This is a genomic window from Herbaspirillum rhizosphaerae (genome assembly GCF_001189965.1).
GTDB classification, from domain to species: domain Bacteria; phylum Pseudomonadota; class Gammaproteobacteria; order Burkholderiales; family Burkholderiaceae_D; genus Herbaspirillum; species Herbaspirillum rhizosphaerae.
Genome location: NZ_LFLU01000022.1, coordinates 1 through 21,289, shown reverse-complemented (window position 1 = coordinate 21,289; position 21,289 = coordinate 1). Strand labels below are relative to the sequence as shown.

Below are 21,289 nucleotides of genomic sequence, written 5' to 3'. Positions count from 1 at the left end.
CTCCTCGTGGATGGATGCTTGAATTGATGCTTGATGAAATGCGCGCTAGTGTTTTCCAAAACCCAGATACGCCTGAATCACCTGGCTGTCGTTCGCCAGTTTTTCCGATTCGCCCTGCATGGAAATCTGCCCCAGTTCCAGCACATAACCATAGTCGGCTACCTGCAGCGCGGCGCGTGCGTTCTGTTCAATCAGCAGCACGGCAAGGCCGGTCTGGCGCAGTTCGGACACGATCTGCAAAATCTCTTTGACGATGCGCGGCGCCAGGCCGAGGCTGGGTTCGTCGAGCATCAGCAGATCGGGCTTGGCCATCATGGCGCGGCCGATGGCGAGCATCTGGCGTTCGCCGCCCGACAAAGTGCCGGACAATTGCGTGCGTCTTTCTTTCAGGCGCGGGAACAGTTCGAAAACGGTCGCCAGCTGATCCAGCGGTTGCGCATGTCCGAGACGCACGCGGCGAAATCCGCCCAGCAGCAGGTTGTCTTCCACCGTCATGGTGGAAAACAATTCGCGCCGTTCCGGAACCAGCGCAATGCCGGCCATCACGCGCTGCTCCAGGCTGGTGCGCTCGACCGCCTGGCCGCGATAGCGGATACCGCCCTGCGACGGCAGCACGCCCATGATGGCGTTGAGCAGCGTCGACTTGCCGGCGCCGTTGGGGCCGATCACCGTGGCGATGCTGCCGCGGTCCAGTCTGAGGTCGATGTCGTACAGCGCCTGCACCTTGCCGTAGCTGGCGCGCAGTTGTTTTACTTCCAGTAATGGATTGTTGTCGGTCGTGTTCATTCGATTCCGCCCAGATACGCTTCGATCACCGCAGGGTGCTGCTGGATTTGCTCCGGCGTGCCTTCTGCAATCTTGGCGCCGAATTCCATCACCACGATGTGATCGGTCAGTTGCATGACGAACTCCATGTCGTGTTCCACCAGCAGGATGCTCATGCCGCTTTCTCTCAATTCCTGCAAGACTTTGCTGAGCGCCTGCTTTTCCAGATGACGCAGACCGGCGGCCGGTTCGTCGAGCAACAGCAGCAATGGATCGCAGCACAGCGCGCGGGCGATTTCCAGGATGCGTTGCTGGCCCAGCGCCAGATTGCCGGCCTGCTCGTGCATCAGATGCTGCAAGCCGACGCGCGTGAGGGCGCGTGCTGCTTCGTTGAGCAATTCCTGCTCTTCCTTGCGCTCCAGATGCAGCATGGCGTTGAGGGTATTGCGCACGAAGCCTTGTTCGCTGCGCAGATGCGCGCCGAGAGCGACGTTCTCCAGCACCGACATGCTCGGCAACAGCTTGACGTGCTGGAAGGTGCGCGCAATACCGCGCGTGGCGATGGCGCGCGAATGCAGGCCGGTGATATTTTCCGCGTTGAAGCTCACACTGCCGCCGGAGGCGCGCAACAAGCCGGTCACCAGGTTGAAGGTGGTCGACTTGCCGGCGCCGTTGGGGCCGATCAGGCCGACGATCTCGCCCGCCTTGACACCGAAGGAAACATCATTGACCGCCACTAGTCCGCCGAAGCGCTTGGAGATCTGTTCGACCTGCAACAGGGGGCTTCCCTTTGCCGGCACGTCGCGTCGGGCGATGCCCGATGCAGTCGCTTGCAGTACGGTCTTCTTTGCCGGCGGCATGAGGTGCGCTGCGAGCGAGCAGATCCAGGGCCACAGGCCGCCGCGCGCATATTTCAGCAACAGAATCAGGATCACGCCGAAGACGATGCTTTCGTAGTTGCCGCCGCTGCCGAGCAGGGCCGGCAACAGCACCTGCAACTGATCGGCCAGCAGCTTCAGCACGCCCGCGCCGAGCAGCGCACCCCAGATGTGAGCGATGCCGCCGACCACCACGATGAACAGATATTCAATCCCCATCGCCAGGCTGAACGGCGACGGATTGACGGTGCGCTGCATGTGCGCGAACAGCCATCCCGACACCGACGCCAGCAAGGCCGCCAGCACGAAGATCAGGATCTTGTAGCGGCCGGTGTCGACGCCCATCGCTTCGGCCATGGTGCGGCCGCCCTTGAGTGCGCGGATGGCGCGGCCGGCGCGCGAGTCGAGCAGGTTCAGCGCCAGCCAGGTCGCGCCCAGCACGATGGCCCAGATCAGGAAGTACAGATGGCGTTCTTGCGCCAGGTCGAAGCCGAACAGTTGCAGGGCAGGGATGCCGGCGATGCCGTCGTACTTGCCCAGCCACTCCACCTTGCCGAACAGGAAGTACAGGCTGATGCCCCAGGCGATCGTCGCCAGCGGCAGGTAGTGGCCCGACATGCGCAGCGTGATACGGCCCAGCACATAAGCCGACACGCCGGTGATCAGCAGGCCGATCGGAAGCGTCAGCCAGGGCGATATGGCGCAGGCGGTGGTCAGGTAAGAGGTGGTGTAGGCGCCGATGCCGACGAAGGCCGCCTGGCCGAACGAGGTCATGCCGCCGATGCCGGTCAAAAGCACCAGGCCGATGGCGACCAGTGCATAGAGGCCGATGTAGTTGGCCTGGATGATCCAGAACTGCGGCGTCGGCAACAGCGGAAACAGCACCACCGCCAGCAGCAAGATGAGGGAGCGCGGAGAGAGAATTTTTTTCTGTGATTGCATGATGTTCATCGCTGGCTTATTCCTCGTCTTCGTCATGCGCCGGCGCGACGAACGAACGCCACAACAGCACCGGCAGCAGGGACATGAAGACGATCACTTCCTTGTAGTCGCTGGCCCAGAAAGAGCTGAAGGATTCCAGCAAGCCGACGAACACCGCGCCGCAAGCCGCCAGTGGAAAACTCGCCAGCCCGCCGATAGTGGCGGCGACGAAACCCTTGAGGCCGATCAAAAATCCGGAGTCGTAGAAGATGGTGCTCATCGGTCCGATCAGCACCCCCGACAGCGCGCCGATGAAGGCGGCCACGGCAAAGCTGAGCTTGCCGGCCAGCGTGGTCGAGATGCCCATGAGACGCGCGCCGAGCCGATTGACGGCAGTCGCTCGCAAGGCCTTGCCATACAGCGTGCGCCCGGAGAACAGCCACAGCGCCACCAGCAGCGCCAGCGCAGCAAGCACGACGACGATAGTCTGGGCACTCAGCGTCACCGCGCCGAAGGACCAGCGGCTGTCCCAGAACGCCGGCGTGCGGAAACCCTCGGCGCCGAAAAACACCAGTCCCAATCCCGTCATCGCCAGATGGATGCCGACTGAGACGATCAGCAGCACCAGCACGCTGGCGTCGGCCAGCGATTCATACACCACCTGATACATCAGCGGACCGAGCGCGGTGATCAGCAGCAGCGTCAGCGCCACCTGCACCGGCAGCGCAAACTGCTGCGGTGCGGCCCACGCCACCAGCGCTGCAATCAGTACGGGTACGAACAGGTTTTTGGCAATACAGCGTGAAATACAGCGCGCAATACCGGCAGTTTGTCCGCTGCGCAGCAAGGCTGCGACCTGCATGCCGGTGGCGCACACGGCCAGCAACAGCAGCAGCCAGACCGGCCCCGGCACCATGCCTTGTTGCAGCATCGCCAGCGTCAGCGCGCCGAAGGCGACGAATTCGCCCTGCGGAATGAACAGGATGCGCGTCACCGCAAACACCAGCACCAGGGCAATCGCAATGAGCCCGTAGACGATGCCGTTGGTCAGGCCATCGAGCAACAGGATGGCGGCAATAGAAGAATCCATGAAAGAGACGGTTCCGGTTAAATCACATGCAAATCACTCGCAAATTACACGCGGTGAAACAAGAGAGCAGAACAAATGAAGAGAACGCCGGAAGACGCCAGTACGTCTTCCGGCGCTGCATCGCTTAACTTAAGGCGCCGCCGCTTTCCAGTTGCCGTTCTGGATGGTCAGCATGATGCGCGCATCGTCGCCCAGGCCGAAGTGATCCTTGGCGGTGTAATGCATGGTGCCTTGCGAAATCTGGATGTTGCCGGAATTCTCCAGCGCTTCCTTCAGCGCCGCGCGGAAGGCAGGCGTACCCGGCTTGGCTTTCTTCAATGCCTCAGGCACCACGCGTTGCAGCACCAGTTGCGCGTCGTAGATGTGCGCGGCGAACAGGTTGCGGGTGCCGGCGCCGTATTGTTTTTCATAGCGCGTCACGAAATCGGTCGCCAGCTTCTTCGAAGGATTGCTGTCGGGTAGCGCTTCCGGCACCACGGCAGGGCCGGACACCACGAACGAACCTTCGACATCCTTGCCGCCGAGGCGGATCAGGTCGCGCGAGGCGGCGCTGTGGGTCTGATAAATCTTGCCTTTGTAGCCGCGCTCAATCAGCGCCTTGTGCGGCATCGCCGCGCCGCTGCCCGAGGCCACCACCAGCACCGCATCCGGATTGGAACTGACCACGCGCAGCGCCTGCGCCGTGACGCTGGTGTCGGCGCGGCCGAAGCGTTCGGCGACGGTCATGTTGATGCCGGCCTGTTTGGTCAGGCGGGCAGTTTCCTTGAGCCAGTTCTCACCGTAAGAATCCGAATAGCCGAGGAAGGCAAAGGTCTTCACGCCATGCTTCTTCATGTGATCCACCACGCCGCCGGCCATCACCGCCGTCGATTGCGGCAGGCGGAAGGTCCAGGCGTCCTTGCCTTCCGGCGTTTCGATCGGCGAGATCGCCAGCTGCACGGTCTGCGTTTCCATGGCGACGTCGGCAATCGCCAGCGTCGGCGGCACCGCGGCCGAGCCGATGATCATGTCGACCTTGTCTTCGGCGATCAGGCGGCGTGCATTCTTGCTGGCCTGGGTCGGATCGGTGGCGTCGTCGAGGATGATCAGTTTGACCTTCTCTCCGCCTATGCTGTCGGGCCACAGGGCAAAGCCGTTCTTGGCAGGAATACCGAGACCGGAACCCGGACCGGTCAGCGACATGATCACGCCGATGGTCAGTTCCGCATGCGCCTGTTGCGCGATCAAACCTGAGAATGCCAGCGCCGAAGCCAGCACCGTTGCTTTAAACATCTTTTTCATCTCCGTCTCCTTTTTTATAGTTACCTGGATCGATTCGTTTGCCTGTTGCTGTTGCGGGTTCTTAACTGCAAAGTTGCCTGATGTCTTCCGGTATCGGTATGGCCTTGATGCGCGCCGGATCTTCCGGATGGCGGATGGCGAACACGCGGGTGTCGCGGCCTTCCGACAGCAGCACGCCGTCGTGCTTCAGCTGGTGCAGCATGACGAAGGTCTTGGCGTTCCATTCGACCACCGAGGTATGCACCTCGACCTTGTCGCCGTAAGTTGCCGGCTGGATGAAGCGCGAGCCGATGTCGACCACCGGCGTGCCGATGATGCCGTGGCTCTTCTCGGTATCGCGCCAAGCCGGTACGCCGCAGCTGCGGAAGAAATTGCGAGACGACGCGTCGTACCAGCGGAAGAAATTGGGAAAGAAAACTATCCCCGCCGGATCGCAATCGCCGAACTCGACATTGACGGGATACACCACAACTTTGGACATGCTGACTCCTGAATGTGTTAACGAGGTGGCAGGCGCAATGCGCCGTCGAGGCGGATCACTTCGCCGTTGAGCGACAGGTTGCCGACGATGTGCACCGCCAGATGCGCGAACTCTTCTGCCTTGCCGAGGCGCTTGGGAAAAGGGATAGACGCCGCCAGCGACTGCTGCACTTCTTCCGGCAGCTTGTAGAGCAGCGGCGTCAGAAACAGCCCCGGCGCAATCGTCATCACGCGCACGCCGAACTGTGCGAGGTCGCGCGCCAGCGGCAAGGTCAGCGAAGTGATGCCGCCTTTCGATGCAGCATAAGCGGCTTGCCCGACCTGGCCGTCATAGGCGGCCACCGATGCCGTGGCGACGATCACGCCGCGCTCGCCGTCTTCCAGCGGCTCTTGCGCGATCATTTCTGCCGCGGCAAGGCGGATCATGTTGAAGGTGCCGATCAGGTTGACGTTGATGATGCGGCTGAAATCCTCCAGCGGCATAGCGACGCCGTCTTTGCCGACCAGCCGTTTGGCGCCGCCGATGCCGGCGCAGTTGATCAGGATGCGCGCCGGGCCGTGGGCCGCGCGCGCCGACGCCAGCGCCGCTTCGACGCTGGCGGTGTCGGTGATGTCGCAGGCTGCCGCGTGGCCGCCGACTTCTTTCGCCAGCGCCTGCGCGCCTTCGATGTTCACGTCGAGGATGGTTACGCGCGCGCCGCCCTGCGCCAATTGGCGCACCACTTCGGCGCCGAGTCCGGAAGCGCCGCCGGTGACCAGCGCTGCTTGTCCTTGCAATTTCATATCGACTTCTTTCGCAGATTATTGATTGGAAGCGGCCGGGTTTTCCAGCAGCAGTGCGATGCCTTGTCCGCCGCCGATGCAGGCCGAGGCGATGCTGTAGCGTGCGCCGCGCTTGCGCATTTCGCGCGCGGCGGTGATCGACAACCGCACGCCGGTCGCGGCCAGCGGATGGCCCAGCGCAATCGCGCCGCCGTTGACGTTGAGCCTGCTGCGGTCGAGCCCGAGTTCGCGTTCGACGGCGATGGTTTGCGCGCCTTGCGCTTCATTGATTTCGAAACAGCCGATGTCGTCCAGCGTCAGGCTGTTGCGTTCCAGCAGCAGGCGGATCGCCGGCGCCGGACCGATGCCCATGATTTCCGGCGGCACGCCGACCACGGCGGCGGCGACCACGCGCGCCAGCGGTGTGCAGCGGTGGTCGCGCAGGTAGCTGCCGGAGGCGATGACGGTTGCGGCTGCCGCGTCCACCAGCGCCGAGCTGTTGCCGCCGGTCTGCACGCCGTCGGGATAGAGCGTGCGCAGCTTGCCTAATACTTCCACCGGCGACGGACGCGGATGGGTATCGGTGGCCGCCTCCGTGACCTTGCCCTGCAGCTTGATGTGCCGGTCGTTGTAGCCGTCGAGCTTGAAGGTTTCATTAATCACCGGCACGATCTCGTCGACGTGAAAACCTTCCTGCTGCGCACGCACGGCGCGTTCAAACGAGAGCGCGGCGTATTCGTCCACTTCGCGGCGCGTGATGCCGTATTTCTTCGCAAGATTTTCTGCCGTCTGCGGCATGGTGATGCCGGGCGCCGGGTCGATCAACGCTTCCCACATGTAATCCTGGAATTCCACCGGCGCGCCGAGTCGGAAGCCGCCGCGATGCGAGAAGGCCGCAATCGGATTGCGGGTCATCGATTCTGAGCCGACCACCAGCGTCGTGTCGGTATAGCCGCGTTCGATCTGGTCGCCGGCCTGGCGTATCAGTTCGAAGCCGGTGCCGCAGATACGTTGCACCATGATGGCCGGCACGTCTATCGACACGCCGGCGTACAAGCCGATATGGCGTGGCAGCATGTATTGGAAGCAATCGCCGGGCGCCATGTTGCCGGCGATGACGGAGCCGATGTCGGCCGCCGGCACGCCGGTGCGTTTGAGGACTTCACGCGCAACCTTGATACCCATGTCGGTCGGCGACAGTTGCGAGAAGGTGCTGCAATAATCGACCATCGGCGTGCGCACGCCGCCCAGCATCCAGACGTCGTCGAAGTTGGAGTAGAAAGATTTCTTTGCCATGTGAATTATGCTCCTGTCGCTGTGGCGTTCCTGCCCGCCAGCGGACGCGGTTTGAGGATGGCCGGATTGATGTCGGCGTAGAGCGCCTCAACCAGATCGGCGCGGTGCGTCAGCACAGCGCGCTGGTTGATAGAACCCTTGTCGGTGATTTCGCCTTTATCGAAAGACGGCGGATCGACCAGCACCAATGCGCGCGCCACGCGCGAGGCGCTGCCGGTGGCGTGTTGTTGCAGGCGCTGCAGCACATTGCTGAAAAAGTCGCGCACCGGTTGCGCGGCGACGATCTCATCGCGCGAAGCGCTTGCAGGCAGTCCTGCCAGCTGGCGGCAGCGTTCCAGGTTGGGCACGATCAGCATGCCGACTTCGTTGCGGTCCTGGCCGGTGATGACGGCGTCCTGCAAGTAGGGCGCGCCTTCATGGGCGATGACCGCGCGCAGCGGGCCGACGCTGACCCAGGTTCCGGTATAGAGCTTGAAGTCTTCGGCCACGCGGCCGTCGAACATGAAGCCGAGATCGTGATTGGTCGGATCCAGCCATTTGACGGCGTCGCCCGAGCAGAAGAAACCTTCTTCATCGAAGGCTTCTTTCGTCTGCTCCGGTGCGCGCCAATAACCCGGCGTGACGTTGGGACCGCGATAGCGGATTTCCATCTTGTCGCCGTTGGGTACCAGCTTGATTTCCATGCCGGGCGTGGGGATGCCGATCTGGCCGGAGCGCACCTGTTCTTCCACCACGAACAAGGCCGACGGCGCGGTCTCGGTCATGCCGAGGCCGCAGGACATCACGATGCGTTCGCCGCAGGCGGCTTCAGCGGTGGCGTGCAGCTTGTCCCATACCGGTTGCGCCAGCGCGGCGCCGGCGTAGAACTGCATCTTCAGGCGGCTGTAAAACTTGTCGCGCAGGGCGGCGTCTTTTTCCAGGGCGTGGGCGATGCCTTCCCAGCCGATCGGTACGTTGAAGTAAATCGTCGGCGCGATCTCGCGCAGGTTTTGCAGCGTGACGGCGAGGCCCTGCGGCGTCGGCTTGCCCTCGTCGATATACATAGTGCCGCCGTTGTAGAGCACGATGCCGACATTGTGATTGCTGCCGAAGGTATGGTTCCAGGGCAGCCAGTCGATCAGCACCGGCGGCTCTTCGCCGAGGAAGGGAAAGGTTTGCACGATCATCTGCAGGTTGCTGCAGATCATGCGCTGGGTGTTGATCACCGCCTTCGGCAACTTGGTCGAACCGGAGGTGAACAGGAACTTGGCGATGGTGTCCGGCGTGGTGGCGTCATGCGCGCGCTCGACGGCATCGGTGACCGGCGTCGCGGCCAGTTCGCTGTAGAGCGTGGTGGCGCGCGCGGAGGGGGGAGCTTCGGTGGCGACGAATTCGATGTCGCTGGTCGCCACGGCATTGACGGCGGCGACGAACTTCTCGCCATGCGCGGCGAAGATCATGCCCGGCGTCAGCAGATTGACGGCATGGCGCAGCTTGGCGTAATCCTTCGACAGCAAAGAGTACGCCGACGACACCGGCGCATACGGCACGCCGACATAGTGGCAGGCCAGCGCCAGCATGGCGTGTTCGAGGTCGTTCTCCGACAGGATCAGCAACGGGCGTTCCGCCGACAGGCCGCGATTGAGCAGGCCCTGGCCGATGTGGCGGGCGGTCTGCAATGCCTGTGCGTAAGTGATGTGCTGCCAGACGCCGTCGGCGTCGCGCCTGGCCATGAAGCTGGTGTCGGGCGTCTGCGCCGCCCAGTATTTCAGCTTGTCGCTCAGGCGCGCCGGGTAGTCCTGCAAGGGCTGCCTGGTCCTGACAATGCTCTGTCCGTCAGCAACTTCGGCGACGTCAACGCCGCCGATGCCGAATCGTACGCTGCGATAGCGTGGGGTTGTGCTCATACATGTCTCTTAATAGTTATCGGTACTGCTTTGTATGGGGCCGCAAATTGTCGATATAGATTAGCTGTTGCTAGGTGCCTCGCTCGACCTTGTTCATCTTCAGATCGAGAAAAGCGGCGAGCCTGCCCTTGGTTTCGGGATCGCTGCCGGCCACGGCGGCCATGAGCGATTCCGTCACCAGCCCGTCCTGGATCGACTGGTCGGCGATGCGCGGCAACACATGCGTCACGCCGTAGTTGGTCATCGGCGCATTCTTGGCGATGCGTCCCGCCAACTCCATGGCTTTCTCCATGCCCTTGCCGGCGGCGGTGAGATATTGCGAAATGCCGGCCTGATGGCCTTCCTGCGACGACAGCACGCGGCCGGTCAGCATCATGTCGCTCATGCAGGCGACGCCGACCAGGCGCGAGATGCGCACCGATCCGCCGCCGCCGACGAACAAGCCGCGCTGCCCTTCCGGCAGGCCGTAGAAGGCGCTGTCTTCGGCCACGCGGATGTGGGCGGCGGAGGCCAGTTCCAGGCCGCCGCCGATGACCGCGCCGTGCAGCACAGCGATCACCGGTACGCCGCCGAATTGCACGCGCTCGAAGGCGGCGTGCCACATGCGCGAGTGGTACATGCTTTCGCTGGTGTCGCGCTCACGCAGTTCGGAGAGATCGAGACCGGCGCAGAAATGATCGCCGTTGCCGCGAATGATGGCGACCTTGATTTCCGGCGGAAAGGATTCGAAGCAGCGCTGGATGGTGCGCACCAGCGGGTCGCTCAGCGCATTGCGCTTGGCGATGCGGTTGATGGCGACGACGGCAATTGCGCCGTCGTAATGGATATCGAGAAGATCGTCAGAATGATTCGTCATGGCCAGCCTGTTGTTGGTGCTTGCGCACTGAGGTGTTGCTTGGTGCAGATCGTTTGTCTCAGATTGCCTGACGGGGATGCCGGCAATTACTTATAAGTTATAACTGTTATTTAGTATAAGTATGTAAACAGCAAATGCAAGCGATAACATGCGCGGCAAGTGCATTGAAAACGTAAAACAGGGCGGCTACCGAACGCCGCAATGCCGCTTGCCGTCTGGATTGCAGCGATGGTCTCATGCTGCGCTGCATCGAAACAACTGCGCGACCGGTGTCTGCCGTTGCTCCGCATGAATCGATCTTCCTGCGTCTGGAACGAAAAAAACGCCGGTGTGCATTGCATCACCGGCGTCATCATCCTGCGCAGATTTTCACGGCAGATTACTTGCCGGTGTCCTTCACGTTGAGGAATTTATCGAACTCGACGTTATAGACTTCGTTGCCGACTTTTTCCACCTTGCGTACATACACCGTCTGCACGATGTCGCGTGTCGCCGGGTCAATCGAGATCGGGCCGCGCGGGCTGTTGAGCTTGATATTCTTCAGGATCGCCATGGCCTTGTCGCCGTCGATGTTGCCGTTGAGTTTCTTCGACACTTCATAGATCGCCGCCATGCCGTCATAGGCAGCCACGGCCATGAAATTCGGCCGGCCGCCGTTCGGATTCACCGCGGCATAGCTCTTCAGGAAGGCCTTGTTCTCGGGCGAGTTGTGCGCCGCCGAATAGTGGAACGTCGTGATCACGCCCAGCGTCGCGTCGCCCATCGCCGGCAGCACGTGGTCGTCGGTCAGGTCGCCGGTAGCAATGACCTTGATGCCGGCTTCGGCCAGGCCGCGCTCGCGATAGCCCTTCATGAAGGCGATGCCTTGCTCGCCGGCCGGTACGAAGATGAACACGGCTTCCGGCTTGGCGTCCTTGATGCGCTGGATGTAGGGCGCGAACTCAGGATTGCGCAACGGCACGCGGATCGATTCGATCACTTGTCCGCCGCCGCCCAGCAGGTTGGTCTTGAACGCGGTCTCGGCATCGATGCCCGGACCGTAGTCGGCCACCAGCGTCACGACTTTCTTGATGTTGTTCTTCAGCGCCCAGGTCGCCATCGGGCCGGACACCTGCGGCAGCGTCATCGAGAAGCGCGCGATGTAGTTCGACTTGGTGGTGATGATCGAGGTCGCGGCGTTCATGATGATCATCGGCTTCTTGGCCTGCTCGGCGATCGGCGCCACCGCCAGCGCTTCCGGCGTCAGGCCGAAACCGGCGAGGAAGTCGACCTTGTCGCGCACCACCAGTTCCTGCGCCAGGCGTTTGGCGATTTCAGGCGACGGGCCGGTGGTGTCCTTGACGATGATCTGGATTTTCTTGCCGGCCACGGTGTCGCCGTTCTGCGCCATGTAGGCCTTGATGCCGCCTTCCATCTGCTTGCCGTAGTCGGCGAAGGGGCCGGAGAAGGCCGCGATCAGGCCGATCTTGATGGTGTCCGCGGCATGCGCCTGCGCCGCTGCAAAAATATTCATCCCTGCCAGCATTGCCAGCAATGCCGATTTTTTAAATCTCATGTTTGTCTCCTTCGATACGTTGTCGTGGCGTAGTGCATACGCGGTTGTTCATCCTGAGCCGTGCTTTCCGTGCATCCCTTGCAGCGCCGTATTCCTTGCCGGACGGGCGATGCAGCCGCACTGCCCGGTACCTTGCAGATGGCGATGTCCGTTGGAAAATTTTTCTTGTCGCCGGATTTTAGCTGTTGCTCGCAGACGACGCTGCCGGGAATTTTCTGCTTTGCGCATTCTTGACAAGCTTCAGCGAGAACAATAGTATCGCAACAAGCGTTCGGTAAACAACATATTGTGCGTTTATCGAACATTAAATAAAAATCGAAATAATCGAGACGAAACTCTCCGGGCCACTCCAGGCAGGGGACGATCAGGCAGGCATTTGCAGCATTGCAGAATTTCGCCGGCGACTACCGGCTGCACGCAGGCAGTATTCAAGCAACATCGACGTAACACATGAAGGCCTCCGGCGATCAGCCGGGAGGCAGGCTGAACGCCCCCTGCGAAACCCGCGGAAGCCCGCGTTCGGCGACAAAGAATCCACGTATCGACACCGCGGAGGGAGTACGACGCATGTCTGCAATCTGCGGACATGCCGAGTCATCCGGCAGCATCAAGAAAGTCGGCAACAAAATCAGCAGCAAAGTCAGCAACCGCATCAACAAGATCAACAAGACGAATTTAAAAATCGAATTTAAAAATCTTTACGTTTCAGGAGGAGGCACAATGAAGAAATCAGTTTGCAGCGCAATCGCGCTGATGGGTGCAATGGGTGCAATGGGTGCGCTGTGCGCAGGCAACGCCATGGCGCAGAGCTCGGTCACCGTCTACGGTATCGTCGACACCGGCGTGGTCTACACCACCAACGCCAACGCCGCCGGCAATTCGGTATTCAAGATGCCGTCGCTGACCGGTTCGTTCCCGTCGCGCCTGGGCTTCAAGGGGTCGGAAGACCTGGGCGGCGGGCTGGAAGCGATGTTCGTGCTGGAAACCGGCTTCGCACCCGACACCGGTTCGATGGGGCAGGGCAATCGCCTGTTCGGCCGTCAATCGCTGGTCGGTCTGAAGAGCAATAGCTGGGGGCAGGTCATGCTGGGCCGCCAGGTCAACATGACCTACATCGCGACGCTGAAGACCGACGTCATGGGGCCGAACATTTTTGCGATCGGTAGCATCGACGGCTATCTGCCGAACGCACGCAGCGATAATTCGATCGGCTACCTGGGCAATTTCTCCAACTTCACCGTCGGCGCGACATACAGCTTCGGCCGCGACACCTCGGCCACAGGCGGTCCTGCCGCAACCGGCTGCGCGGGTGAAGTCGCCGGCAATTCCAAAGCCTGCCGTCAGGTCACTGCCCTGGTCGGCTACGACAACAAGTCGTTCGGCGTGACCTCGTCCTACGACATCCTGTACGGCAACACCGGCGCAGCCGGCGGCCTGACCAGCAGCGACAACACCGACCAGCGCGTCACGTTGAACGGTTTCGTCATGATCGGCGACACCAAGATCGGCGCCGGCGTGGTCGATCGTCGCACCCGTGCCGCCGGTGCGGTCAACACCAACTCTGACCTGTATTACCTGGGCGCGAGCGTGCCGCTGTCGACGGCACTGGTGCTGGACGCACAGGTCGCCAAGCTGAACGTCAAGAGCAGCCCCAACGACGTGACCCTGATGGTGGGCCGCCTGACCTACAACCTGTCCAAGCGCACTGCGCTGTACACCTCGCTGGGCTATCAGAAAAACGGCGGCACTTCTGCCGTGGCGATCGATGCAGGCGGCACCGTGGGCGCCGGCAAGAATCAGTTGGGCGTGATGTCGGGTATCCGTCACACCTTCTGATGCAGGTCTGAAGCCGTTTCAAGGAAATCTTGAGGAGGATGGCGCGCCACTGAGCAGGGCGCGCCCGTAGTATCGACAGCGGCTCAGGCTGCTGTCTTCAATCCGGCGCACTGCAAAGTCCGCTGGATTTTTTGTGTCTGCTTACAGTTATGGCAGCAGCACGGACAATTCCTGCGAGCCGCGCAGCAGCACCGGCAGGAACTCGTCTTCCATCTGGCGCCGGCTCACACGTGCGGCCTGGGCGCCGACGTTGAGCGCCGCCAGCACATTGCCGGACGCGCCGCGCACCGGGACCGCGATCGAACGCAGGCCGACTTCCAGTTCTTCGTCGATGACGGCGTAACCGGATTCGCGCACTTCGGCGAGGATTTCGCGCAGGCGCTTTTGCGAGACCACGGTCTTGTCGGTGAAGGCGCGGAGTTTGACTTTGTCGAAGTAGGCCTTCAGGGCCTCTTCCGGCATGTGCGCCAGCATCACGCGTCCCAGCGAAGTGCAATACGCCGGCAGACGGCTGCCGGTATTGAGCGCCACCGACATCACGCGCGCCGTCGCTGAACGCGAGACATACAACACCTCATTGTCGTCCAGCACCGCCAGCGAGCAAGACTCATTGAGCGTGCGCGTGATGTTGTTCAGGCAAGGCTGGGCCGACACGGTCAGCGGCGTCGACGACAGATAGGAATAACCCAACGTCAGGATCTTCGGGCGCAGCGAAAAATTGTTCACCTCGGAATCGGCATAGCCCAGCTGTTTCAGTGTATGCAGGCAGCGGCGCACCGCCGCGCGCGGGATGCCGGTCTTCTGGCTGATCTGCGCAATGGTCAGCGTGCGGCGCGTGTCGCTGAAGGCGCGCACCACCGCCAGGCCGCGCGCCAGCGAGGTCATGAAACTGGGATCGGTGAGGGCGTCGATTTCCTCGGCGATGGTGAGTTCTTTTTCTTCGGCCTGATCGGCGGCGGGAGCGACGACGGCGTCACCCTTTGCCTTGCCGGATTTGGCTGCGGGCTTGCGGGTTTTTGCTGGAGCAGGTGTCTTGGACATAGGCATTCAAAATGACGATGGGCAACAGTGGGCAAGGATTGGCAACGACGAGCAATAAGCCGGATGATCTGCATAAGCGGCGGCCACGGGATTGTCCGCGATTCTAATATGTTGTGCGGACATCGCACAGGCCTGCCTGTTTGTTCTTGACGCAGGAAGCCAGGTATCGCTACACTAATGTGTGCGAAAAACAAACATTAGTTCGTTTATCGCACAAATGATTGTACATAAAAGAATTCAGGCGCGCACGCATTTTGACTCGCACAAGGGCCAAAACAGCGGTTGGAAAGCGCAGGAGCATAGAAAAACCAGGCGGAGACAAGCCATTCCTGAAAGCCCGGCTGCAGCAGCATGGCAGGATCGCGCCGGCGCATCGCAGGACCATTTTCATGCATTTGCTGTTCAACGAACGGATTCACGAAAGAGACGCAACGTGATCGACAAAATTACTGAGTCACTGGAACAAGCCGTGGCCGACATTCACGACGGCGCGACTGTCATGATCGGCGGCTTCGGCAATGCCGGCATGCCGGCGGCGCTGATCGATGCGCTGATTGCGCAAGGCGCGCGCGAGCTCACCATCGTCAACAACAACGCCGGCAACGGCGACACCGGCCTGGCGGCTTTGCTCAAGGCCAAGCGCGTGAAGAAGATCATCTGCTCTTTCCCGCGCCAGACCGACTCCCATGTATTCGACGCGCTCTACCGAGCCGGCGAAATCGAACTGGAACTGACGCCGCAAGGCAACCTGGCCGAGCGCATCCGCGCCGCCGGCGCCGGTATCGGCGGTTTCTTCTCGCCCACCGGCTACGGCACCATGCTGGCCGACGGCAAGGAAACCCGCCTCATCGACGGCCGCCACTATGTGCTGGAGTCGCCGATCCACGCCGACTTCGCATTGATCAAGGCACTGCGCGGCGACCGCTGGGGCAACCTGGTGTACCGCAAGACCGCGCGCAACTTCGGCCCCATCATGGCCATGGCCGCCAAGTGCGCCATCGCCCAGGTGAGCGAAGTCGTCGAGCTGGGCCAGCTGGATCCGGAAGCCATCGTCACGCCGGGCATCTTCGTGCAACGCGTCGTGCTGCAGAACGCACAGGAGACCAAATAATGAATCGCTTCTCTCGTGATCAGATCGCCGCACGCGTGGCGCAGGATATTCCCGAAGGCGCCTACGTCAACCTCGGCATCGGCCTGCCGACCAAGGTCGCCAATTACCTGCCGGCCGACAAGGAAGTTTTCCTGCACAGCGAAAACGGCTTGCTCGGCATGGGCCCGGCGCCCGCACCCGGCGAAGAAGACGAAGACCTCATCAACGCCGGCAAGCAGCCGGTGACCTTGCTGACCGGCGGCGCCTACTTCCACCACGGCGACTCGTTCGCCATGATGCGCGGCGGCCATCTCGACATCTGCGTGCTCGGCGCCTTCCAGGTGTCGGCCACCGGCGACCTGGCCAACTGGCACACCGGCGCACCGGACGCGATTCCCGCCGTCGGCGGCGCCATGGACCTGGCCATCGGCGCCAAGCAGGTGTTCGTCATGATGGAACACCAGACCAAGACCGGCGAGAGCAAGATCGTGTCGCATTGCGACTATCCGCTGACCGGTATCGGCTGCGTCAACCGCATCTACACCGACGTCGCCGTGCTGGACGTGACCGAGCACGGCTTGCAAGTGCGCGAGATCGTCGATGGCATGTCGTTCGAAGAACTGCAAAAGATTACCGGTGCGCCGCTGTTGCCGCCGGCATAATTCCGCAACCGATACGAAGCATACGAAGAGAACACCATGACCGAAGCCTTTATCTGCGACGCCATCCGCACTCCCATCGGCCGCTACGGCGGCGCACTGAAAGACGTGCGCGCCGACGATCTCGGCGCGATTCCGCTGCGCGCCCTGATCGCGCGCAATCCGCAAGTCGACTGGAACGCCGTCGACGACGTCATCTTCGGCTGCGCCAACCAGGCCGGCGAAGACAACCGCAACGTCGCGCGCATGTCGGCGCTACTGGCCGGCTTGCCGCAATCGGTGCCGGGCACCACCATGAACCGCCTGTGCGGCTCAGGCATGGATGCAGTCGGCACAGCGGCGCGCGCCATCAAGTCGGGCGAAGCGCAACTGATGCTGGCCGGCGGCGTTGAATCGATGACGCGCGCGCCGTTCGTCATGGGCAAGGCCGACAGCGCGTTTTCGCGCAACGCCAACATCTACGACACCACCATCGGCTGGCGCTTCCCGAACGCGCAGATGAAGGCGCTCTACGGCACCGATTCCATGCCGGAAACCGGCGAAAACGTCGCGGACGATTTCAAGATCAGCCGCCTCGACCAGGACAGATTCGCCGTCGCCAGCCAGGCCAAGGCCGCCGCGGCGCAAGCCAACGGCACGCTGGCGCAGGAAATCACGCCGGTGGTGATTCCGCAAAAGAAGGGCGAGCCGGTTACCGTCAGCAACGACGAACATCCGCGCGCCACCAGCATGGAAGCGCTGGCAAAACTCAAGGGCGTGGTGCGCGCCGACGGCACTGTCACGGCGGGCAATGCCTCCGGCGTCAACGACGGCGCCTGCGCCCTGCTGCTGGCGAGCGCCGAAGCGGTCAAGCAATACGGCCTGACGCCGCGCGCGCGCATCGTCGGCATGGCGACCGCCGGCGTCGCGCCGCGCGTCATGGGCATCGGCCCGGCGCCGGCCACCAAAAAACTGTTGCAGCAAGTCGGCCTGACCATCGAACAGATGGACGTGATCGAACTGAACGAAGCATTCGCCTCGCAAGGTCTGGCAGTGTTGCGCGAGCTCGGCGTGGCCGACGACGACCCGCGCGTCAACCCGAACGGCGGCGCGATTGCGCTCGGCCATCCGCTCGGCATGAGCGGCGCGCGCCTGATCACCACCGCGATGTACCAGCTGCAACGCACCGGCGGCCGTTATGCGCTGTGCACCATGTGCATCGGCGTCGGCCAGGGGATTGCGACTATCATTGAGCGCGTCTGAAGATTTGGATCGCGATGTAAGAAAAGAGAAGTAAAGACAACGCTGCCGGCCACCAAGAGCCATGAAAATATAGAGCAGCGTTTGCACAAGAGATTGAAGAGGAGACACCAATGCTTTACCCCACCCTTGTCCGCACCCGACGCGGCAGCGCAGCAGCTTGCCGCCATGGAGACTGCTCATGATCGGCAATTTCATCGGCGTGATGTTCGACGGCATCGCCTACGGCGCGCTGCTGTTCCTGATCAGCGTCGGCCTGTCGGTCACGATGGGCATGATGAATTTCATCAACCTGGCGCACGGCGCGTTCGCGATGCTGGGCGGCTACGTCTGCGTCACCATCCTCAATCAGCTCGGCCTGCCTTTCCTGGCGTCGCTGCCGGTGGCCTTCCTGGCGTCGGCGCTGGTCGGCCTGGTGCTGGAGCGTTCGCTGTATCGCCGCCTGTATAAAGCCAGTCACCTGGATCAGGTGCTGTTCTCCATCGGCCTGACCTTCATGGCGGTGGCCGGCGCAACCTACGTCTGGGGCCCGACGCAACAGCCGGTGCATTTGCCGGACTGGCTGCGCGGACAAATCTCTCTGCTCGGTCTCGACGTCGGCGCGTATCGGGTATTCCTGATCGGCGTGGTGGTGCTGGTTACCGCAGCATTGGGCCTGCTGATCGAGCGCACGCGTTTCGGCGCGCAGATCCGCGCCTCGGTCGACAACCAGGTCGCCGCCGCCGGTCTGGGCATCAACGTCAGCCGCGTGTTCAGCCTGACCTTCGCGCTCGGCTCCGGCCTGGCCGGCCTGGGCGGCGGTCTCGGCATCGACGTGCTGGGTCTCGATCCGACGTTCCCGATCAAGTACATGGTGTACTTCCTGCTGGTGGTGGCCGTCGGCGGCGCCGGCACGATCAAGGGGCCGTTGCTGGCAGCCGTGATCCTCGGCATTTTCGACGTGGCCGGAAAATACTATGTGCCGGAGATCGGCGCCTTCGTCATCTACGGCCTGATGGTGTTGCTGCTGATCCTGTTCCCCGCCGGACTGATGCGGAGGCGCGGATGAGCGCGAGCACACCGACTTCCGCGCCCGCCGCGGCTGCACCCACCACTAGCGCAAAGACCACTGCCATGTCTCCCTTGCTTCGTCTTCCCAATGACCGCTGGAAGCCGCTGGAAATCATTTTCTGGCTGCTGCCGGTGGCGGCTTATTTCATCTTTCCCGATTATCTGATCCTGATCAGCCAGATCATGATCGTCGGCCTGTTCGCGATCTCGCTCGACCTGATCCTCGGCTACGGCGGCATCGTGTCGCTCGGCCATGCCGCCTTCTTCGGCCTCGGCGCCTACACCGCCGGCCTGCTGTCGGCGCACGGCTGGGGCGAGCCGATCAGCGGCATGCTGCTGGCGGCGATCGTCGCGGCGGCGTTCGGCTACCTCATCAGTTTCCTGGTGGTGCGCGGCAACGACCTGGCGCGCCTGATGGTGACGCTGGGCATCGGCCTGATGCTGTTCGAAGCTGCCAACAAGGCCGCCTTCATCACCGGCGGCGTCGACGGCTTGTCGGGCATGATGGTGGACAAGATCTTCGGCGTGTTCGAGTTCGATCTTAACGGCAAGGTCGCCTATATCTACAGCTTTGTCGTGTTGTTCATCCTGTTTGCCGTGTTGCGCCGTCTGGTCAATTCGCCGTTCGGCCTGAGCCTGGTCGGCATCCGCGAAGGCGGCCGCCGCATGCCGGCCATTGGCGTCAACGTCAACCAGCGCCTGACGGTGATCTTCACCGTCAGCGCGGCGATCGCCGGCGTGGCCGGCGCCTTGCTGGCGCAGACCACGCAGTTCGTCGGCCTCGATGTGCTGGGTTTTCCGCGCTCGGCAGAGCTGCTGATCATCCTGGTGCTGGGCGGAACCGGCCGCCTCTACGGCGGCCTGGTCGGCGCGGCGATCTTCATGCTGGCGCAAGATTATCTGTCCGGTCTGAATCCGGCGTACTGGCAATTCTGGATCGGCCTGCTGCTGATCGTCATCGTGATGTTCGCCCGCGGCGGCATCCTTGGCGGTCTGACTCTGATCTGGAATAAGCTGCGCAACTCTTCCGCCGCGAAAGGAGAGCGTTCATGAGCACCATGCAAAACACCACTCTCCGCACCGAAGGCCTGTCCAAACAATGGGGCGCCTTCAAGGCCAACAGCGACGTCTCGCTGACCTTCGTTCCCGGCGCGCGCCATGCGTTGATCGGCCCCAACGGCGCCGGCAAGACCACCTTCATCAACCTGCTGACGGGCGGCTTTGCGCCATCGAGCGGCAAGGTGTTCTTCGGCGACGACGACATCACTTCGCTGCCGCAGCACGAACGCGTCAAGCGCGGCATGACGCGCACCTTCCAGATCAATACGCTGTTCGCCGGCCTGACCGTGCTGGAATCCATCGTGCTGGCGATCTCCGAACGGCGCGGCCTGCAATACGTCTGGTACAAGACGGTGGCGCAGCAGAACGACGTTATCGACGAGGCCATGGCCTTGCTGGCCTCGCTCAAGCTCGATGGGGAAGCCAACAGCATCACGCGCAGCCTGGCCTACGGCAAGCAGCGCCTAGTGGAAATCGCGCTGGCGCTGGCGACGAAACCGAAGGTGCTGCTACTGGACGAACCGGCGGCCGGCATTCCCTCGGCGGAAAGCAAGGAGTTGTTCGAAGTCATCGCGCAACTGCCGCGCGACGTCACCGTCGTCTTCATCGAACACGACATGGGCCTGGTGTTCCGCTTTGCCGAACGCATCACGGTGCTGGTCGGCGGCAAGGTGCTGACCGAAGGCACGCCGGCGGAAATCGCTGCCGACAAACGCGTCAAGGAAGTTTATCTGGGGGAGTCGGAACATGAGTGAGCTGCTTGCACTCGACAAGGTCACTGCCGGCTACGGCGATTCGATCGTATTGGAAGACGTGTCGTTTTCCATGAAGGAAGGCGATAGCCTGGCGCTGTTGGGACGCAACGGCGTCGGCAAGACCAGCCTGCTGGTGACGCTGATGGGCCTGACCCGTCTGCACGGCGGCAGCGTCCGCTGGCGCGGCGGCGACATCGTGCGCATGCCGACCTACAGGCGTGCGCACGCCGGTCTCGGCTGGGTGCCGCAGGAGCGTTACATGTTCCCGTCGCTGACGGTGGAGGAACATCTGACGGTCGTGGCGCGCGGCGGCGAATGGGACCTGCCGAAGATCTACAAAATCTTTCCGCGTCTGGAAGAGCGTCGCAACAACATGGGCAATCAGCTCTCAGGCGGCGAGCAGCAGATGCTGGCGATCGCACGCGCGCTGATGGTGAGCCCCCGCATCCTGTTGCTGGACGAGCCGATGGAAGGGCTGGCGCCGATCATCGTGCAGGAGTTGCTGCGCGTGATCCGTGGTCTGGTCAAGGATATGGGCATGTCGGTGATTGTGGTGGAGCAGCATGCACGCATGGCGTTGTCGCTGACGCAGCGGGCGATTGTGCTGGATCGCGGGCGGATTGTGCATGATTCGGATAGTGCGAGTTTGTTGGCGGATGGGGAGAGGTTGGATCGGTTGGTGGCGGTGGCGTGAGGGGGGGCGGTGTTGTCCCGACTTGACGTTTGTTCATTGCTTAATCTGTTCTTTCTTCGATCAACCTTGGTTTGCCGGGGGCGGCCCGGCAGCCGC

The 21,289-nt window shown here is 62.3% G+C and carries 19 protein-coding genes; 8 read left to right on the top strand and 11 right to left on the bottom strand.

The annotated features are described in order from the left end of the window. Positions 1-45: 45 nt before the first annotated feature. From AKL25_RS21580 to AKL25_RS21535, 10 genes are all read right to left on the bottom strand, one after another. Positions 46-786, bottom strand: a complete 741-nt coding sequence (locus AKL25_RS21580) for an ABC transporter ATP-binding protein (protein ID WP_050479779.1) — start codon at positions 784-786, stop codon at positions 46-48. Further along, positions 783-2,594, bottom strand: a complete 1,812-nt coding sequence (locus AKL25_RS21575) for a branched-chain amino acid ABC transporter ATP-binding protein/permease (protein ID WP_050479778.1) — start codon at positions 2,592-2,594, stop codon at positions 783-785. Before AKL25_RS21575 ends, AKL25_RS21580 begins: the two co-directional genes overlap by 4 nt. Before the next feature lie 7 nt (positions 2,595-2,601). Then, on the bottom strand, positions 2,602-3,654 hold the full coding sequence (locus AKL25_RS21570; protein WP_050479777.1) for a branched-chain amino acid ABC transporter permease: 1,053 nt from the start codon (positions 3,652-3,654) through the stop codon (positions 2,602-2,604). Between the two features lie 129 nt (positions 3,655-3,783). Then, on the bottom strand, positions 3,784-4,935 hold the full coding sequence (locus AKL25_RS21565; protein ID WP_050479776.1) for an ABC transporter substrate-binding protein: 1,152 nt from the start codon (positions 4,933-4,935) through the stop codon (positions 3,784-3,786). 61 nt (positions 4,936-4,996) lie between these two features. Then, a complete protein-coding gene (locus AKL25_RS21560; protein WP_050479775.1) occupies positions 4,997-5,416 on the bottom strand; it encodes an acyl-CoA thioesterase in 420 nt (139 codons plus the stop codon). 17 nt (positions 5,417-5,433) lie between these two features. Further along, a complete protein-coding gene (locus AKL25_RS21555) occupies positions 5,434-6,198 on the bottom strand; it encodes an SDR family NAD(P)-dependent oxidoreductase (RefSeq protein WP_050479774.1) in 765 nt (254 codons plus the stop codon). A gap of 18 nt (positions 6,199-6,216) precedes the next feature. After that, entirely contained in the window at positions 6,217-7,473 is a 1,257-nt protein-coding gene (locus AKL25_RS21550; RefSeq protein WP_050479773.1) for a thiolase family protein, read from the bottom strand. Between the two features lie 5 nt (positions 7,474-7,478). Continuing rightward, entirely contained in the window at positions 7,479-9,359 is a 1,881-nt protein-coding gene (locus AKL25_RS21545) for a feruloyl-CoA synthase (RefSeq protein ID WP_050479772.1), read from the bottom strand. A gap of 70 nt (positions 9,360-9,429) precedes the next feature. Next, positions 9,430-10,215, bottom strand: a complete 786-nt coding sequence (locus AKL25_RS21540) for a crotonase/enoyl-CoA hydratase family protein (protein WP_050479771.1) — start codon at positions 10,213-10,215, stop codon at positions 9,430-9,432. Between the two features lie 379 nt (positions 10,216-10,594). Then, the gene (locus AKL25_RS21535) at positions 10,595-11,770 is read right to left on the bottom strand and encodes an ABC transporter substrate-binding protein (protein WP_050479770.1); all 1,176 of its coding nucleotides are present in this window, start codon (positions 11,768-11,770) and stop codon (positions 10,595-10,597) included. A gap of 720 nt (positions 11,771-12,490) precedes the next feature. Here AKL25_RS21535 and AKL25_RS21530 point away from each other — a divergent pair. Then, positions 12,491-13,606, top strand: a complete 1,116-nt coding sequence (locus AKL25_RS21530) for a porin (RefSeq protein WP_050479820.1) — start codon at positions 12,491-12,493, stop codon at positions 13,604-13,606. 147 nt (positions 13,607-13,753) lie between these two features. On the opposite strand, the gene AKL25_RS21525 is transcribed toward AKL25_RS21530, so the two are convergent. Then, the gene (locus AKL25_RS21525) at positions 13,754-14,647 is read right to left on the bottom strand and encodes an IclR family transcriptional regulator domain-containing protein (protein ID WP_050479769.1); all 894 of its coding nucleotides are present in this window, start codon (positions 14,645-14,647) and stop codon (positions 13,754-13,756) included. A 433-nt stretch (positions 14,648-15,080) separates the two neighbouring features. Here AKL25_RS21525 and AKL25_RS21520 point away from each other — a divergent pair, with 433 nt between their 5' ends. The 7 genes from AKL25_RS21520 (at position 15,081) to AKL25_RS21490 (ending at position 21,193) form a co-directional block, all read left to right on the top strand. Then, positions 15,081-15,758, top strand: coding sequence for a 3-oxoacid CoA-transferase subunit A (locus tag AKL25_RS21520; protein ID WP_050479768.1), 678 nt, complete (start codon positions 15,081-15,083; stop codon positions 15,756-15,758). Continuing rightward, positions 15,758-16,399 carry a CoA transferase subunit B gene (locus AKL25_RS21515; protein ID WP_050479767.1) on the top strand — a complete coding sequence of 214 codons (642 nt, stop codon included), beginning with the start codon at positions 15,758-15,760 and terminating at the stop codon, positions 16,397-16,399. Before AKL25_RS21520 ends, AKL25_RS21515 begins: the two co-directional genes overlap by 1 nt. A gap of 36 nt (positions 16,400-16,435) precedes the next feature. Next, a complete protein-coding gene (gene pcaF / locus AKL25_RS21510) occupies positions 16,436-17,638 on the top strand; it encodes a 3-oxoadipyl-CoA thiolase (RefSeq protein WP_050479766.1) in 1,203 nt (400 codons plus the stop codon). A gap of 178 nt (positions 17,639-17,816) precedes the next feature. Next, the gene (locus AKL25_RS21505) at positions 17,817-18,683 is read left to right on the top strand and encodes a branched-chain amino acid ABC transporter permease (protein ID WP_050479765.1); all 867 of its coding nucleotides are present in this window, start codon (positions 17,817-17,819) and stop codon (positions 18,681-18,683) included. Between the two features lie 65 nt (positions 18,684-18,748). Beyond that, entirely contained in the window at positions 18,749-19,738 is a 990-nt protein-coding gene (locus AKL25_RS21500; RefSeq protein ID WP_476729720.1) for a branched-chain amino acid ABC transporter permease, read from the top strand. Continuing rightward, positions 19,735-20,499: an ABC transporter ATP-binding protein gene (locus tag AKL25_RS21495; RefSeq protein ID WP_050479763.1), complete on the top strand. Its 765-nt coding sequence runs from the start codon at positions 19,735-19,737 to the stop codon at positions 20,497-20,499. Before AKL25_RS21500 ends, AKL25_RS21495 begins: the two co-directional genes overlap by 4 nt. Then, positions 20,492-21,193 carry an ABC transporter ATP-binding protein gene (locus tag AKL25_RS21490; protein WP_050479762.1) on the top strand — a complete coding sequence of 234 codons (702 nt, stop codon included), beginning with the start codon at positions 20,492-20,494 and terminating at the stop codon, positions 21,191-21,193. Before AKL25_RS21495 ends, AKL25_RS21490 begins: the two co-directional genes overlap by 8 nt. The last annotated feature ends 96 nt before the right edge of the window (positions 21,194-21,289 follow it).